The following is a 14,015-nucleotide window of genomic DNA, read 5'->3' on the forward strand; positions in this document are numbered from 1 at the left end:
GACCATCCTGGGAACCCGGCGGGACACCGCCGAGAACGACAAGACGCCCCCCACCAGCGCCCGCCGCGGCCTGCTGGAGCGGCTGTTCAAGATCACCGAACGAGGCTCCACCACGGGACGCGAGATCCGTGGCGGGCTGGTGACCTTCTTCGCGATGGCGTACATCGTCATCCTCAACCCCCTGATCCTCGGCGGCACCAGCGCCGAGAACGCCCCCACCGACGTCGCGGGCGGCTGGCTCGCGACGGCCCAGGTGGGCGCCGTCACCGGCCTCGCCGCAGGCGTGCTCACCATCCTGTTCGGCCTCGTCGCGAACCTCCCGTTCGCGCTCGCGGCCGGGCTGGGGATCAACTCGTTCCTCGCCGTGGCCGTGGTCGGCGACGTCACCTGGCCCGAGGCGATGGGCCTCGTGCTCATCAACGGCCTGCTCATCGTGCTGCTCGCCGCGACCGGTGCGCGGTCGGCGATCTTCAACGCCGTCCCGCGCCAGCTCAAGGCGGCCATCACGGTCGGCATCGGGCTGTTCATCGCCTTCATCGGCTTCGTCGACGCTGGCTTCGTCACTCCCACCGAGGGCGGCCCGCCGGTGCAGCTCGGCGACGGGGGGTCGATCACGACCGTCCCGACGATGATCTTCGTCTTCGGCCTGCTGCTCATGGGCATCCTCGTGGCGCGCAAGGTCAAGGGCGGCCTGCTCATCGGGCTGGTCGCCACGACGGTCGTCGCGATCGTCGTGGAGGCCGTGGTCAAGCTCGGCCCCGCGAGCGCGGACAACCCGGGCGGCTGGAGCCTGTCGGTGCCCGCGCTGCCGGACACCCTGGTCTCGGTGCCGGACCTGTCCCTGCTGGGGCAGTTCAGCCTCGGCGCCTTCGACCGCATCGGGGCGCTCGCCGCCACGATGCTCGTGTTCACGCTGTTCTTCACGAACTTCTTCGACGCGATGGGCACGATGACAGGCCTGGCCAAGCAGGGCGGGCTCGCCGACGCCGACGGGAACTTCCCGCGGATCAAGTCGGCGCTGGTCGTCGAGGGCGTGGGCGCCGTCGTGGGCGGCGCGACGTCGTCGTCGTCGAACACGGTGTTCGTCGACTCGGCGGCGGGCGTCGGCGAGGGGGCACGCACCGGCCTGGCGTCGGTCGTGACCGGCGCGCTGTTCCTGGCCGCCATGTTCCTCACGCCGCTCACCGCGGTCGTCCCGATCGAGGTCGCCAGCGGCGCCCTCGTCGTGGTCGGCGCGATGATGATGCGAGAGATCAAGGAGATCGACCTGGGCGACTTCTCCGTCGCCCTGCCGGTGTTCCTCACGGTCGTGACGATGCCGTTGACGTACTCCATCGCCAACGGGATCGGGATCGGCTTCATCACGTGGGTGCTGCTGCGGTTCGCCTGCGGTCGGGCGCGCGAGGTGCACCCGCTGCTGTGGGTGGTCGCCGCGGGCTTCCTCGTGTACTTCGTGCGCGGGCCGCTCTCGGCGGCGCTCGGAGCCTGACGACGACGTCGGTCGGGCCTGCCGCGACCCGGCAGGCCCGACCGGCGGGGAGGGAACCAGCGATGCTCACCCTGGTCGACCAGCTCACCGAGTGGCTCGAGCCCGGCGTGCCGTCGTTCGCCGTCGCCACGGTGGTCGGCGCGTCCGGCTCGGTGCCGCGGCCCGTCGGCACGGCGATGGCCGTGCGCGCCGACGGCGCCGTCATCGGCAGCCTCTCCGGCGGCTGCGTGGAGGCGGCCGTGCACGCGGCCGCCCTCGACGCGATCGCCGTCGGCGAGTGCCACCGCGAGACCTTCGGCTACTCCGACGACGACGCGTTCGCCGTCGGGCTCACCTGCGGCGGCAGCCTCGAGGTGCACGTGCAGCCCGTGCGGCCCGGCGACGACGGCGACCCCGCCGCCGTCGCCCTCGCCCGCCTGGCGGCGGGTCGTGGCGCACCCGCCGCGCTCGTCCGCCGCCTCGACGTCGCGCGGCCCACCGCCGTCCTCCTCGACGACCTGTCAGGGCGAGGGAGCGGTATACCCGGCGCTGGTCCTGACAACTCGCTGCGGGGACTGGTGGACGACGGCGCGCTGCCGGCAGTGTCCGCGCAGGTCGCGGCCGTGCTGCGCGCGGGTGGCGCCGCCACCGTGCACGCGGCCCCCGGCGTGCGCGACGGCGCGTGCGAGGGCGAGCCGGAGGAGCCCGTCACGCTGCTCGTCGAGACGCGCCTGCCGCCGCCGCGGTTCGTCGTCGTCGGCGCCAACGACTTCGCCGGCGCCCTCGTGCGCGCCGTGCACCTGCTCGGGTACCACGTGACGCTCGTCGACGCCCGCGAGGTGTTCGCCGCGCCCCGGCGGTTCCCGCAGGCCGACGAGGTGGTCGTGGACTGGCCCGACCGGTACCTCGCCGCCGAGGCGGCCGAGGGCCGGCTCGACGGCCGCACCGCCGTCGCCGTCCTCACCCACGACGTGAAGTTCGACGTCCCGACGCTTCGGCTCGCGCTGGGGCTGCCGCTCGCGTACGTGGGCGCGATGGGCTCGCGCCGCTCGCACGCGCAGCGGCTGCAGGCCCTGCACGACGAGGGCGTGACCCCCGACCAGCTGGCCCGGCTGCGCTCGCCGATCGGCCTGGACCTCGGGGCGGTGACGCCAGAGGAGGTGGCCGTGTCGGTCGTCGCGGAGCTCGTCGCCGTGCGCTACGGGCGCGACGCTGCCGTCCCCCTCAGCCGTACCGACGGGCCGCTGCACGCGGCCCGCAGCACCACCGCCGGCACGACGCCCGGCACCACCCGAACCAAGGAGCACCCCCGGTGGACATGAACACCGTCACCGACCTGGTCCCCACGGCCGACCCCGCCGACTGGCGCGAGGGCGACGCGTGGCTGGCCGGCGGCACCGTCCTGTTCTCGTACGGCAGCCAGACGCTGCGCCGCCTGCTCGACCTCACGAGCGCCGGCTGGCCGGCCCTCACGGTGACCGACGCGGGCCTGGAGATCGCCGCGACCTGCACGGTCGCGGAGCTGTACGTGTTCCCGGAGGCTCCGGCGTCGGTCCCGGTGCGCGACGCGTGGCGCGCGCTGGACCTCGTGCGCCCGTGCTGCGACGCGTTCGTCGCGTCCTTCAAGATCTGGAACACCTCGACCGTGGGGGGCAACGTCGCGACGTCGCTGCCCGCCGGCCCGATGACGTCGCTCACCGCGGCGCTCGACGGCGTCGCCGAGGTGTGGGGGCCGGGCGGCACGCGACGTACCCAGCCCGTGGCCGAGCTGGTCACCGGCGAGATGCGCAACACCCTCGTCCCGGGCGAGCTGCTGCGCGCGATCCGGATCCCCGCGGCCGCGCTGCGTGCCCGGACGGCGTTCCGGCGGCTGTCGCTGTCGAACCTCGGGCGCTCCGGGGTGCTGCTGATCGGCCGCCTCGACGCGCCGGACGACGGCGGCGAGCTCGTGATCACCGTGACCGCGTCGACCCGCCGGCCCGTGCAGCTGCGGTTCCCCGCCGGCGCGCACCCCGACGCCGCCGGCCTGGTCGCCGCGATCGACGCCGCGATCCCGTCCGGGCTCTACCACGACGACATCCACGGCCTGCCCGAGTGGCGCCGCGACATGACCTACCGGCTCGCGGAGGAGATCCGCGCCGAGCTGACGACCCGCACCACCGACGGAGGCCGGCGATGACCGACGCGACCACCCGCCCCACGACCCCGCCCCCGGCGGCCGCGCCCGTGCTGCGCGTCGACGGCCGCGACGTGGACGCCGTCCCGCGGGCCGGCCAGTGCCTACGCACCTTCCTGCGCGAGCAGGGTTCGCTCGGGGTGAAGAAGGGCTGCGACGGCGGCGACTGCGGGGCGTGCACCGTGCACGTGGACGGCGTGCCGGTGCACAGCTGCGTGTACCCCGCGCGCCGCGCCGCCGGGCGCGAGGTGACGACGATCGGGGGCCTCGCGGCCACGGCCGAGGAGCCGACGGCGGACGGGCTGCACCCCGTGCAGCAGCGCTTCCACGACGCGCAGGGCTTCCAGTGTGGCTTCTGCACCGCGGGCATGATCATGACGGCCGCCACGTTCGACGACGACCAGCGCGCGAACCTGCCCCGCAGCCTCAAGGGCAACCTGTGCCGCTGCACGGGCTACCGGGCGGTCGCCGACGCGGTGCTCGGCGGCGACGTCTGCGGCACGGCGCACCCCGCGGGCGCTGCCGCCTGCGACACGGCGCAGGACGGGTGGAGCGCGGCGCACGCGCGCGGCGAGGACGCGGGGGCGACAGCCTCCGCGTTCGGCACCTCGGAGCCCGCGCCCGCGAGCCGGGGCGTGGTCACCGGCCAGGTGCGCTACACGCTCGACGTCGACCCGGAGGCGTACCCCGGTCTGCTGCACCTCAAGCTGGCGCGGTCGCCGCACGCACACGCGCGCATCGTGTCGATCGACGCCTCGGCCGCGCTGGCGGTGCCCGGGGTGCGGGCCGTGCTCACGCACGAGGACGCGCCCGCCGCCCGGTTCAGCACGGCCCAGCACGAGCTGTGGACGGACGACCCCGACGACACCCGGATCCTCGACGACGTGGTCCGGTACGTCGGGCAGCGCGTGGCCGCCGTCGTCGCGGACTCGGTCGCCGCGGCGGAGGAGGGCGTGCGGCGCCTGCGCGTCGAGTACGAGGTGCTGCCCGCGCTGATCGACCCGGAGCAGGCGATGGCGCCCGGCGCCCCGCTCGTGCACCCGGACCTCGACGCCGCGACCGCCCGGGTCTCGCGCCCCGAGGCGAACGTCGTCGCGGAGCTGCACAGCGAGCTGGGCGACGTCGAGGCGGGCCTCGCGGAGGCCGACATCGTGCACGAAGCGACCTACCGCACGCAGCGGGTGCAGAACGCCGCCCTCGAGACGCACGCCGCGATCGCGTCGTTCGACGACGACGGGCGCCTCGTCGTGCGGTCCTCGACCCAGGTGCCGTACCTCGCCCGCCGCCACCTGGCGCGGGTGCTGGACCTGCCGATGGACCGCGTGCGCGTCGTGTGCGAGCGCGTCGGCGGCGGCTTCGGCGGCAAGCAGGAGGTGCTCATCGAGGACGTCGCCGGGCTTGCCGCCCTCAAGCTCGGCCGCCCGGTCCAGCTGGAGCTCACCCGCACGGACACCTTCGTCGGCACGACGACGCGCCACCCGTTCCGCATCCGGGTCCGGGCGGGCGCCCGGCGCGACGGCACGCTCACGGCGCTGCACCTGGACGTGCTCAGCAACACGGGCGCGTACGGCAACCACGGCCCGGGCGTGATGTTCCACGGCTGCGGCGAGTCGATCGCCGTCTACACCTGCGCGAACAAGAAGGTCGACGCGCACTGCGTGTACACGCACACGCTGCCTGCGGGCGCGTTCCGCGGGTACGGGCTGAGCCAGATGATCTTCGCCGTCGAGTCCGCGATGGACGAGCTCGCGAGGCAGCTCGGCATGGACCCCCTCGAGCTGCGGCGCCGCAACGTCGTGCACCCCGGGGTACCGATGCTGTCCACGGGGCCGGAACCCGAGGAGGACGTGCTGTACGGCAGCTACGGCCTCGACCAGTGCATCGAGCTCGCCGACGACGCGCTGGCCCGCGGCCGCGCGCGCGACGTCGCCGCGTACGGCGCCGACCCCGCCGACCCGTCGCGCCCGTGGCTCGGCGAGGAGTGGGGCGTCGGCGAGGGCACGGCGGTGTCGATGATCGACACCGTGCCGCCGCGCGGGCACGTGTCGCACGCCCGCGCCCGGCTGCGCCCGGACGGCGTGGTGGAGGCGGAGGTCGGCACCGCCGAGTTCGGCAACGGCACCACGACCGTGCACGCGCAGCTCGTCGCCAGCGCGCTGGGGCAGCGAGCCGCGGACGTCGTGGTGAAGCAGTCCGACACCGACCTCGTGGAGCACGACACCGGCGCCTTCGGCTCGACCGGCACGGTGGTGGCCGGCAAGGCGTCGCTGGCGGCGGCCACGGAGCTCGCCGAACGGGTGCGGGTGGTCGCGTCGTCGCTCACCGGCACGCCGTCGGCCGAGTGCCGCCTGGTGCCCGGCGGCGTCGAGTACGAGGCCGGTGCGGTGGTGCCGCTCGCGAGGGTGGCGCAGCACGCCCGCGCCGCGGGCGTGCGACTCGAGGCCGAGGGGCGGTGGGGCGGCACCCCGCGGTCGGTGGCGTTCAACGTGCACGGCTTCCGCGTGGCCGTGCACCGCGGCACGGGCGAGATCCGCATCCTGCAGAGCGTGCAGGCCGCCGACGCCGGCGAGGTCGTCAACCCGCGCCAGTGCCGCGGCCAGGTGGAGGGCGGCATCGCGCAGGCGCTCGGCGCCGCGCTCTACGAGGAGGTCGTGATCGACGACGCCGGCCGCGTCACGACCGACATCTTCCGCCAGTACCACCTGCCCACCTTCGCGGACGTGCCGCGCAGCGAGGTGTACTTCGCGCAGACCTCGGACTCCACCGGGCCGATGGGGGCGAAGTCCATGAGCGAGAGCCCGTTCAACCCTGTCGCGCCGGCGCTCGCCAACGCGCTGCGCGCCGCCACGGGCGTGCGGTTCACGGAGCTCCCGCTCTCGCGCGACCGGGTCTACCTGGGCGTCAAGACCGCCGCGACGCCCTGACCGAACGTTGTGGGCCCACCCACAACGATCAGGCGAGGAGGTCGAGGTCGGCCTCGGTGTCGACGTCGCGGCCGTCGCCGGGGTGCGTGACGACGTCGACGAGGTCGGCGTGGGCGCGCAGGAACGCGCGCGCCCCGGCGTCGCCGACGGCGCTCGCGGCCGCCGGCGCGGCGAGCGCGGCGTCCAGCACGAGCGGGTGCGCCCACCGCGGCCGGCCGCTCTCGGGGGCTGCTGCGTGCGGCGCGGGCGCGTCGGCCCAGCGTGAGGCCGTCACGCGGCCCGGGCGGTGCGCCGCGAGCAGGCGCGCGACGTCGGCGGGCGTCACGCCCGGCTGGTCCACGTGCGCGACGACGACGCGCGCGGGAGCCTCGCCGTCGCGGGGCTCCCGCGCGGTCGCCACCCCCGCCCGCAGGGACGACCCCATGCCGGTGGCCCAGTCGGGGTTGACGACGACGCGGGCGGTCGTCAGGTCGGCGGCGGCCGCGACCCGCACCGCCTCGGCCCCGAGCACGACGACGACCTCGTCGCAGCCGCCGGCGACCAGCACGCCCGCGACGTGCTCCACGAGCGGGCGGCCGTGGTGGGGGAGCAGGGCCTTCGGGCCGCGGCCCAGCCGGGAGCCCGCGCCCGCCGCGAGCAGCACGGCGACGGCGCGACCCGTCACGACGCCTCGCGCCGCGCGTCGTACGCCCGCTGGGCCGCGCTGACCTCGTCGACGGCCCCCTCGAGGACGTCGATGAGGCCCACGAGCCGGTCGGCGACCCGTCGTCCCAGGTCGGTGAGCGAGTACTCGACGTGCGGGGGGATGGTCGTGCGCACCTCGCGGACGACGATGCCGTCGCGCTCGAGCGTCTGGAGGGTCTGGGCGAGCATCTTCTCGCTCACGCCGTCGATCCGGCGGCGCAGGGCGTTGAAGCGGACGGCGCCGTCGCGCAGCCCGGCCACGGTCAGGACGCCCCAGCGGCCGGTGACGGCCTCGAGCGCCTGGCGCGAGGTGCAGTCGCGCGCGAAGATGTCCGCGATCATCGCGTCGGTCGGTCCGGCGGGTGCGGGGGAGTCGGGGGCCACCGCACCAGGATACGGCGCGCACCGTCGGCGAGCACTGTGATCAAGACCGCGCATGCAACTGGTTGGCACTTACGAAAAGTTAGTGCATGCTGTCCGGGTCGGCCGACGAGACGGTCGACGGCCTGCACCACGCCCGTCGAAGGAGCACACCCCCATGACCATCGCCGTCACCGGAACCAGCGGCCACCTCGGCCACCTCGTCGTCGAGTCGCTGCTCGCCCGCGGCGCCGCGCCCGCGGACGTCGTCGCCCTCGCCCGCTCGACGGCGAAGGTCGCCGACCTCGCCGCCCGCGGCGTCGTCGTCCGCGAGGCCGACTACGACCGCCCCGAGACCCTCGTGCCCGCGCTGGACGGCGTCGAGGTGCTGGTGCTCGTCTCGGGCTCCGAGGTCGGCCGCCGGGTGCCGCAGCACCAGGCCGTGATCGAGGCGGCGAAGGGCGCCGGCGTCGGCCGCGTCGTCTACACGAGCGCCCCGCACGCCGACACGTCCCCGCTGATCCTCGCCCCCGAGCACAAGGCGACCGAGGAGCTGCTCGCCGCGTCGGGCCTGTCCACCACGGTGCTCCGCAACGGCTGGTACACCGAGAACTACCTCGGCGACGTGCAGCAGGCCCGCGAGACGGGCGAGATCGCGCGCAGCGTGGGCGACGGCCGGGTCGCCAGCGCGAGCCGCAAGGACTACGCCGAGGCCGCCGCCGTCGTCGCCCTCGACGCGCGCCGCGACGGCGCGCACGACGACGCCGTCTACGAGCTGTCCGGCGACGTGGCCTGGAGCTTCGACGACCTCGCGGCCGCGGCCGCCGAGATCGTCGACCGGCCCGTCACCTACCGCCGGCTCACCGCCGACGAGCACCGCGACGCGCTGCTCGCCGCGGGCCTCGACGAGGGGACGGCCGGCTTCGTGGTCGCCCTCGACGGCGACACGCGCGCGGGCCTGCTCGACGAGACGTCGGGCGACCTCGCCCGCCTGATCGGGCGTCCCACCACGCCGCTCGTCGAGGGGCTGCGCCAGGGCCTGGCCGGCTGACCGCCTCGCGCCCCGGACGCTTCGGTGCCCGGGGCGCGAAACTCCCTACACTCGCCCGGTGCGTCGTGTGCTGAGCCGGTGGGTGGATCCGTTCGTCGTCACGCTGGTCGTGGTGATGGTGCTGGCGCTGGTGGTGCCCGTCGGCCCGGGGGCGCAGCGGGTCGTCGACGTCGCGGCGGACGTCGCGGTGACGATCCTCTTCCTGGTCTACGGCGCGCGCCTGTCCACGCGCGAGGTGTGGGCGGGGCTGCGCAACTGGCGCCTGCAGGGCGGCATCCTCGTCGCCACCTACGTGGTCTTCCCGCTGCTCGGGCTCGTCGTCGCGTGGGCGATCACGCCGCTGGTCGGCGCACCGCTGGCGGCCGGGATGCTCTACCTGTCGCTGCTGCCGTCCACCGTGCAGTCCTCGGTGGCGTTCACCTCCGTGGCGCGCGGCAACGTCGCGGGCGCGATCTGCGGGGCCACGGTGTCGAACGTGCTCGGCATGGTGCTCACGCCCCTGCTGGTGCTGTGGCTCATGACCGACGCCGAGGGCTCCGGCGGCGCCGCCGGGCACGGCCTCGACGGGCTCCAGACGGTGCTGCTCCAGCTGCTGCTCCCGTTCGTCGTGGGCCAGTTGCTGCAGCCGTGGGTGGGGGGCTGGGTGCGCGCCCGCCGCTGGCTCACCCTGTCCGTGGACCGCGGCACCATCCTCGTCGTCGTGTTCTCCGCCGTCGCGGCGGCGAGCTCCGCCGGCGTGTGGGCCGGCACCTCCGGCTGGTCGATCGTGGCGCTGCTCGTCGTGAGCGGCGTGGTCCTGGCGATCATGCTCGGTCTCACCTGGTGGGGCGGCGCCGCGCTCAGGCTGCCGGTGGAGGACCGGATCGCGCTGCTCATGTGCGGGTCCAAGAAGTCCCTGGCCACCGGCCTGCCGATGGCCAGCGTGCTGTTCCCCGTCGCCGCGGCCGGCGTGATCGCCGTTCCCGTGATCATCTTCCACCAGCTCCAACTCGTGGTCTGCGCCGTGCTCGCCCGCCGCCTCGCGCTGCGCGACTGATCCTGCCGGCGGGCTGCGAGCACCCCGGCCCCGCGCCTAGCGTCGAGGCATGGCGAAGGACGACGACGGCGCGCGGTGGTCGCAGGACGTCACCGAGCACTCCGACGCGCTCGACCTCGAGGAGGACGTCTTCACCTGGGACGACCCCGCGCGCATCGCGGCGTCCCTGAAGCGCTCCGCCGAAGCCAGCGACCGACGCAAGGGCTCGGCGTACCAGTCGGCCATGTCGACGCTGACGTTCTACGTGAACCGCGCCGGGAAGAACCTGCCCGCCGCGCAGCGGGACGTGCTCGAGCGGGCGAAGGACGAGCTGCGCAGGGCGTTCGGCCGGGCCTGACGCCCGAGCGACGGTGGTCAGGCGAACGAGACGCCGGTCAGCTCCTCGGACAGCGCCCACAGCCGTGCGGCGTCGTCGGCACGGCGCAGGGAGGCCCAGGGGCGCTGCGGTCCGGGAGGACCGCCGAGGTGCCCCGGCCAGCCCGGCCCGTAGAAGCCACCGTCGCGCGCCTCGGGCGACGCGACCGCCAGGAGCGCCGGCAGGGCTGCGCTCTCGGCGGTCCCGACGAGGAGACCGCGCTCGGAGAGCCGGCGGATCACTCGCACGTCCCGGGTGTCCCCGGCGCGACCGACCTCGGGCCGCGCGGCGAGGAGGCTCGTGGGCGCCACCCCGGGGTGCGAGACGTTGCTCGTGACGCCCCAGCCGGCGGCCGCGCTGCGGCGGGCGAGCTCGAGACCGAACAGCGCGCAGGCCAGCTTCGACTGCGCGTACGAGCGGCGGCCGTCGTAGCGACGCTCCGCGTTCGGGTCGTCCCAGAAGATCGTGCCGCGGCGGGCGGCGATGCTCGACTGCGTCGTGACGCGGGCCCGCCCTGCCCGGAGCAGCGGCAGCAGGTGTGCGGTGAGCGCGACGTGGCCGAGGTGGTTCGTGCCGAGCTGCAGCTCGAAGCCGTCGGCCGTGACCTGACGCTCGGGCGGGGTCATGACGCCCGCGTTGTTGACCAGCAGGTGGATCGGCTCGCCCTCCGCCGTGAGCGTCGTGCCCAGGGCCGCGACCGACGTCAGGGAGGCCAGGTCCAGCTCGTGCAGCACGAGCCGCGCGGCCGGGTGCCGCGCACGGATCCGCTCGACGGCCGCCTCGCCCTTGCGGGGGTTGCGCACGGGCAGGAGGACCTCCGCACCGGCGCCCGCGAGGCGTGTCGCGATGCGCAGGCCGACGCCGTCGCTCGCGCCGGTGACCAGCGCGCGTCGTCCGGACAGGTCGGGGAGGGCGAGGTCGGGGAGGGCGCCGTGCGCGGTGCGTGACATGCCGTCCACGGTGCCCGACGGCACGGGGGCGATCCAGGGCCCGGCGATCCCTGGCTGAGCGCTCGGCCCCCTAGACTGGCGGGCACGCACCGGACGACGACGTCGGGAGGTCGCGGTGGAACGCTCGGCCACGTCGGTGGCGCGCGGGGACGAGGCCCGCGCGGCAGGCGTGCGTCGTGACCCGCGCACCGTGCGCGCCGCCTACGAGCGGTTCCTCGGCACGGGCGAGCCTCCCGGCGGCATCGACCCCGTCGTCGCCGACTCCTGGCGACGCTCCCTGCGCAGCGGCGTCGACCCGGACACCCCGCACCCGCAGGTGGCGCTCGCCGACTCGGAGCTCGACGCCTACCGCGCCACCCACCCGCTCGCCGCCGTCATGCCCGTGGTGCGCGAGCTCGTCGTCGACGGCGCGGCCGACGACGGCCTGGTCGTCGCGGTCTCGGACGAGATCGGCCGCCTGCTCTGGGTGGAGGGGAACCACCGCCTGCGCGGCACGGTCGACCGTGTCGGGTTCGTCGAGGGCGCCGTGTGGGGCGAGGAGAGCGTGGGCACCAACGCGCCGGGGACGGCGCTCGCCACCCGCCGCGCCGTCCAGGTGATCGGCGCGGAGCACTTCTCCCGGCCGGTGCAGGAGCTCAGCTGCGCGGCGGCGCCGATCCGTGACCCGGCGACCGGGCGCGTGCTGGGCGTCCTCGACGTCACCGGGCGGAGGGCCGCGGCGACGCACGTCGTGCTGTCCCTCGTGCGCGCCACCGTCGCCACCGTGGAGCGCGAGCTCGCGACCCGCGCCGCCGCGCACCCGTCCGGCGTCGCGCCCGTCGACCTCCGCGTGCTCGGCCGGCCCGTGCTGCGGACGCCCGCGGGGGAACGGCCGCTCTCGCTGCGCCACGCCGAGATCCTGCTGCTGCTCGCGGAGCACCCGCGGGGCCTGGCCGCCGACGAGCTCGCCGTGCTGCTGCACCCCGGCGAGCTGTCCGACGTCACGGTGCGGGCCGAGGTCTCCCGGCTGCGGCACGTGGTCGGCGCGCTGCTCGCCGGGTCGCGCCCGTACCGGCTCGCCCGTGCCCTGCGCACCGATGCGGACGTCGTCCGTACGGCCCTCGCCGCCGGCGACGTGCGCGCCGCCGTCGACGCCTACGCCCCGCTGCTGCCGCGGTCGGTCGCGCCCGGCGTCGAGCAGCTCCGGGCGGAGCTCTCGGCCGAGGTGCGCGCCGCCGTCCTGGCCGCCGGCGACCCGGACGCGCTGGACGACTGGGTGCGCGGCGCGGACGGCACCGACGACCTCGCCGCCTGGACCCGCCTGCTCGCCGTGGCGCCCGCCGGCAGCCCGCAGGCCGTGCGCGCCCGCGCCCGCGTCACCCTGCTCGACGCCGCCCTCTCCTGACGCTCGCGGCCGCTGCAACGGGACTGCAACCCTCGCCGTCCTACCGTCACCGCAACGCGGCGCGACGAGGCGCCGCACGTGCGAGGAGGCAGCATGACCGTCTACGCAGCCCCCGGTCAGCCCGGGGCGATCGCCGAGTACCGCGCCCGGTACGACCACTGGATCGGCGGCGAGTACGTGCCGCCCGCGAGCGGGCAGTACTTCGAGAACCCCAGCCCGGTCACCGGGCAGACCTTCACCGAGGTGGCGCGCGGCAACGCCGAGGACATCGAGCACGCGCTCGACGCCGCCCACGGCGCGGCGCCCGCGTGGGGCCGCACGTCCGTCACGGAGCGCGCGAACGTCCTCAACAAGATCGCGGACCGCATGGAGGCGAACCTCGAGCAGATCGCCGTCGCCGAGACGTGGGAGAACGGCAAGCCCGTCCGCGAGACGCTCGCCGCGGACATCCCGCTCGCCATCGACCACTTCCGCTACTTCGCGGGCGCCATCCGCGCCCAGGAGGGGTCGATCTCGGAGATCGACGAGGACACCGTCGCCTACCACTTCCACGAGCCGCTCGGCGTCGTCGGGCAGATCATCCCGTGGAACTTCCCGATCCTCATGGCCACGTGGAAGCTGGCGCCGGCGCTCGCGGCGGGCAACGCCGTCGTCCTCAAGCCGGCCGAGCAGACGCCGGCGTCGATCCTGTTCCTCATGGACCTCATCGGCGACCTGCTGCCGCCCGGCGTGGTCAACGTGGTCAACGGGTTCGGCGTCGAGGCGGGCAAGCCGCTCGCATCGAGCTCGCGCATCCGCAAGATCGCGTTCACCGGCGAGACGACGACCGGGCGCCTGATCATGCAGTACGCGTCGCAGAACATCATCCCGGTGACGCTGGAGCTCGGCGGCAAGAGCCCGAACATCTTCTTCTCGGACGTCGCGTCGGCGAGGGACGACTACTACGACAAGGCCCTCGAGGGGTTCACGATGTTCGCCCTCAACCAGGGCGAGGTGTGCACCTGCCCGTCGCGCGCCCTGATCCAGGCCGACATCTACGACCAGTTCCTGGGCGACGCGCTGGAGCGCACGAAGGCGGTGAAGCAGGGCAACCCGCTCGACACCGACACGATGATCGGTGCGCAGGCGAGCAACGACCAGCTCGAGAAGATCCTCAGCTACATCGACATCGGCAAGGCCGAGGGTGCGAAGGTCCTCACCGGCGGGCACCGGGCCGAGCTCGACGGCGACCTGGCGGGCGGCTACTACGTGACGCCCACCGTCTTCGAGGGCAAGAACTCCATGCGGATCTTCCAGGAGGAGATCTTCGGGCCGGTCGTGTCGGTGACGGACTTCGCGGACTTCGACGACGCCATGAAGATCGCCAACGACACCCTCTACGGGCTGGGCGCCGGCGTCTGGTCCCGGCAGGGGGAGACGGCGTACCGGGCCGGCCGCACCATCGAGGCCGGGCGCGTGTGGACCAACTGCTACCACGCGTATCCGGCGGCCGCGGCGTTCGGCGGGTACAAGGGCTCCGGCGTCGGGCGCGAGAACCACAAGATGATGCTCGACCACTACCAGCAGACCAAGAACCTCCTGGTCAGCTACTCGGGCCAGAAGCTCGGGTTCTTCTAGGCCGCGACGG

12 protein-coding genes are annotated in these 14,015 nt (G+C 74.9%); 9 read left to right on the plus strand and 3 right to left on the minus strand.

Going from position 1 to position 14,015, the window contains the following annotated elements; translation table 11 throughout:
* Window positions 1-4 precede the first annotated feature (4 nt).
* The 4 genes from ACQP60_RS01615 to ACQP60_RS01630 all read left to right on the plus strand — a co-directional run bounded on the left by ACQP60_RS01615 (window position 5) and on the right by ACQP60_RS01630 (window position 6,568).
* Window positions 5-1,489, plus strand: a complete 1,485-nt coding sequence (locus ACQP60_RS01615; RefSeq protein ID WP_429728773.1) for an NCS2 family permease — start codon at window positions 5-7, stop codon at window positions 1,487-1,489.
* A 62-nt stretch (window positions 1,490-1,551) separates the two neighbouring features.
* Window positions 1,552-2,790, plus strand: coding sequence for an XdhC family protein (locus tag ACQP60_RS01620; RefSeq protein WP_429728082.1), 1,239 nt, complete (start codon window positions 1,552-1,554; stop codon window positions 2,788-2,790).
* Window positions 2,781-3,647 carry an FAD binding domain-containing protein gene (locus tag ACQP60_RS01625; RefSeq protein ID WP_429728083.1) on the plus strand — a complete coding sequence of 289 codons (867 nt, stop codon included), beginning with the start codon at window positions 2,781-2,783 and terminating at the stop codon, window positions 3,645-3,647. Before ACQP60_RS01620 ends, ACQP60_RS01625 begins: the two co-directional genes overlap by 10 nt.
* A complete protein-coding gene (locus ACQP60_RS01630) occupies window positions 3,644-6,568 on the plus strand; it encodes a molybdopterin-dependent oxidoreductase (RefSeq protein WP_429728084.1) in 2,925 nt (974 codons plus the stop codon). Before ACQP60_RS01625 ends, ACQP60_RS01630 begins: the two co-directional genes overlap by 4 nt.
* 28 nt (window positions 6,569-6,596) lie before the next feature.
* Here ACQP60_RS01630 and ACQP60_RS01635 read toward each other — a convergent pair whose 3' ends face one another.
* Entirely contained in the window at window positions 6,597-7,232 is a 636-nt protein-coding gene (locus tag ACQP60_RS01635; RefSeq protein ID WP_429728085.1) for a nucleotidyltransferase family protein, read from the minus strand.
* Entirely contained in the window at window positions 7,229-7,636 is a 408-nt protein-coding gene (locus ACQP60_RS01640) for a winged helix-turn-helix transcriptional regulator (protein WP_429728086.1), read from the minus strand. The genes ACQP60_RS01635 and ACQP60_RS01640 overlap by 4 nt, the downstream gene beginning before the upstream one ends.
* A 154-nt stretch (window positions 7,637-7,790) precedes the next feature.
* Here ACQP60_RS01640 and ACQP60_RS01645 point away from each other — a divergent pair, with 154 nt between their 5' ends.
* The 3 genes from ACQP60_RS01645 to ACQP60_RS01655 are packed head-to-tail and all read left to right on the plus strand — an operon-like array spanning window position 7,791 to window position 10,036.
* On the plus strand, window positions 7,791-8,663 hold the full coding sequence (locus ACQP60_RS01645) for an SDR family oxidoreductase (RefSeq protein ID WP_429728087.1): 873 nt from the start codon (window positions 7,791-7,793) through the stop codon (window positions 8,661-8,663).
* Window positions 8,664-8,721: 58 nt separating this feature from the next.
* A complete protein-coding gene (locus tag ACQP60_RS01650; protein WP_429728088.1) occupies window positions 8,722-9,699 on the plus strand; it encodes a bile acid:sodium symporter family protein in 978 nt (325 codons plus the stop codon).
* Window positions 9,700-9,748: 49 nt separating this feature from the next.
* A complete protein-coding gene (locus tag ACQP60_RS01655) occupies window positions 9,749-10,036 on the plus strand; it encodes a DUF3175 domain-containing protein (RefSeq protein ID WP_429728089.1) in 288 nt (95 codons plus the stop codon).
* Window positions 10,037-10,053: 17 nt separating this feature from the next.
* Here ACQP60_RS01655 and ACQP60_RS01660 read toward each other — a convergent pair whose 3' ends face one another.
* Window positions 10,054-11,004 carry an SDR family oxidoreductase gene (locus ACQP60_RS01660; RefSeq protein ID WP_429728090.1) on the minus strand — a complete coding sequence of 317 codons (951 nt, stop codon included), beginning with the start codon at window positions 11,002-11,004 and terminating at the stop codon, window positions 10,054-10,056.
* Window positions 11,005-11,119: 115 nt separating this feature from the next.
* Here ACQP60_RS01660 and ACQP60_RS01665 point away from each other — a divergent pair, with 115 nt between their 5' ends.
* Together ACQP60_RS01665 and adh are read left to right on the plus strand one after the other, a co-directional pair.
* Complete coding sequence (locus tag ACQP60_RS01665) at window positions 11,120-12,388, plus strand: GAF domain-containing protein (RefSeq protein WP_429728091.1); 1,269 nt, start codon at window positions 11,120-11,122, stop codon at window positions 12,386-12,388.
* Between the two features lie 93 nt (window positions 12,389-12,481).
* Complete coding sequence (adh, locus tag ACQP60_RS01670) at window positions 12,482-14,005, plus strand: aldehyde dehydrogenase (RefSeq protein ID WP_429728092.1); 1,524 nt, start codon at window positions 12,482-12,484, stop codon at window positions 14,003-14,005.
* The last annotated feature ends 10 nt before the right edge of the window (window positions 14,006-14,015 follow it).

The sequence above is a fragment of the Isoptericola variabilis genome, assembly GCF_050311655.1.
In the GTDB taxonomy this organism is placed as follows: Bacteria; Actinomycetota; Actinomycetes; order Actinomycetales; family Cellulomonadaceae; genus Isoptericola; species Isoptericola variabilis.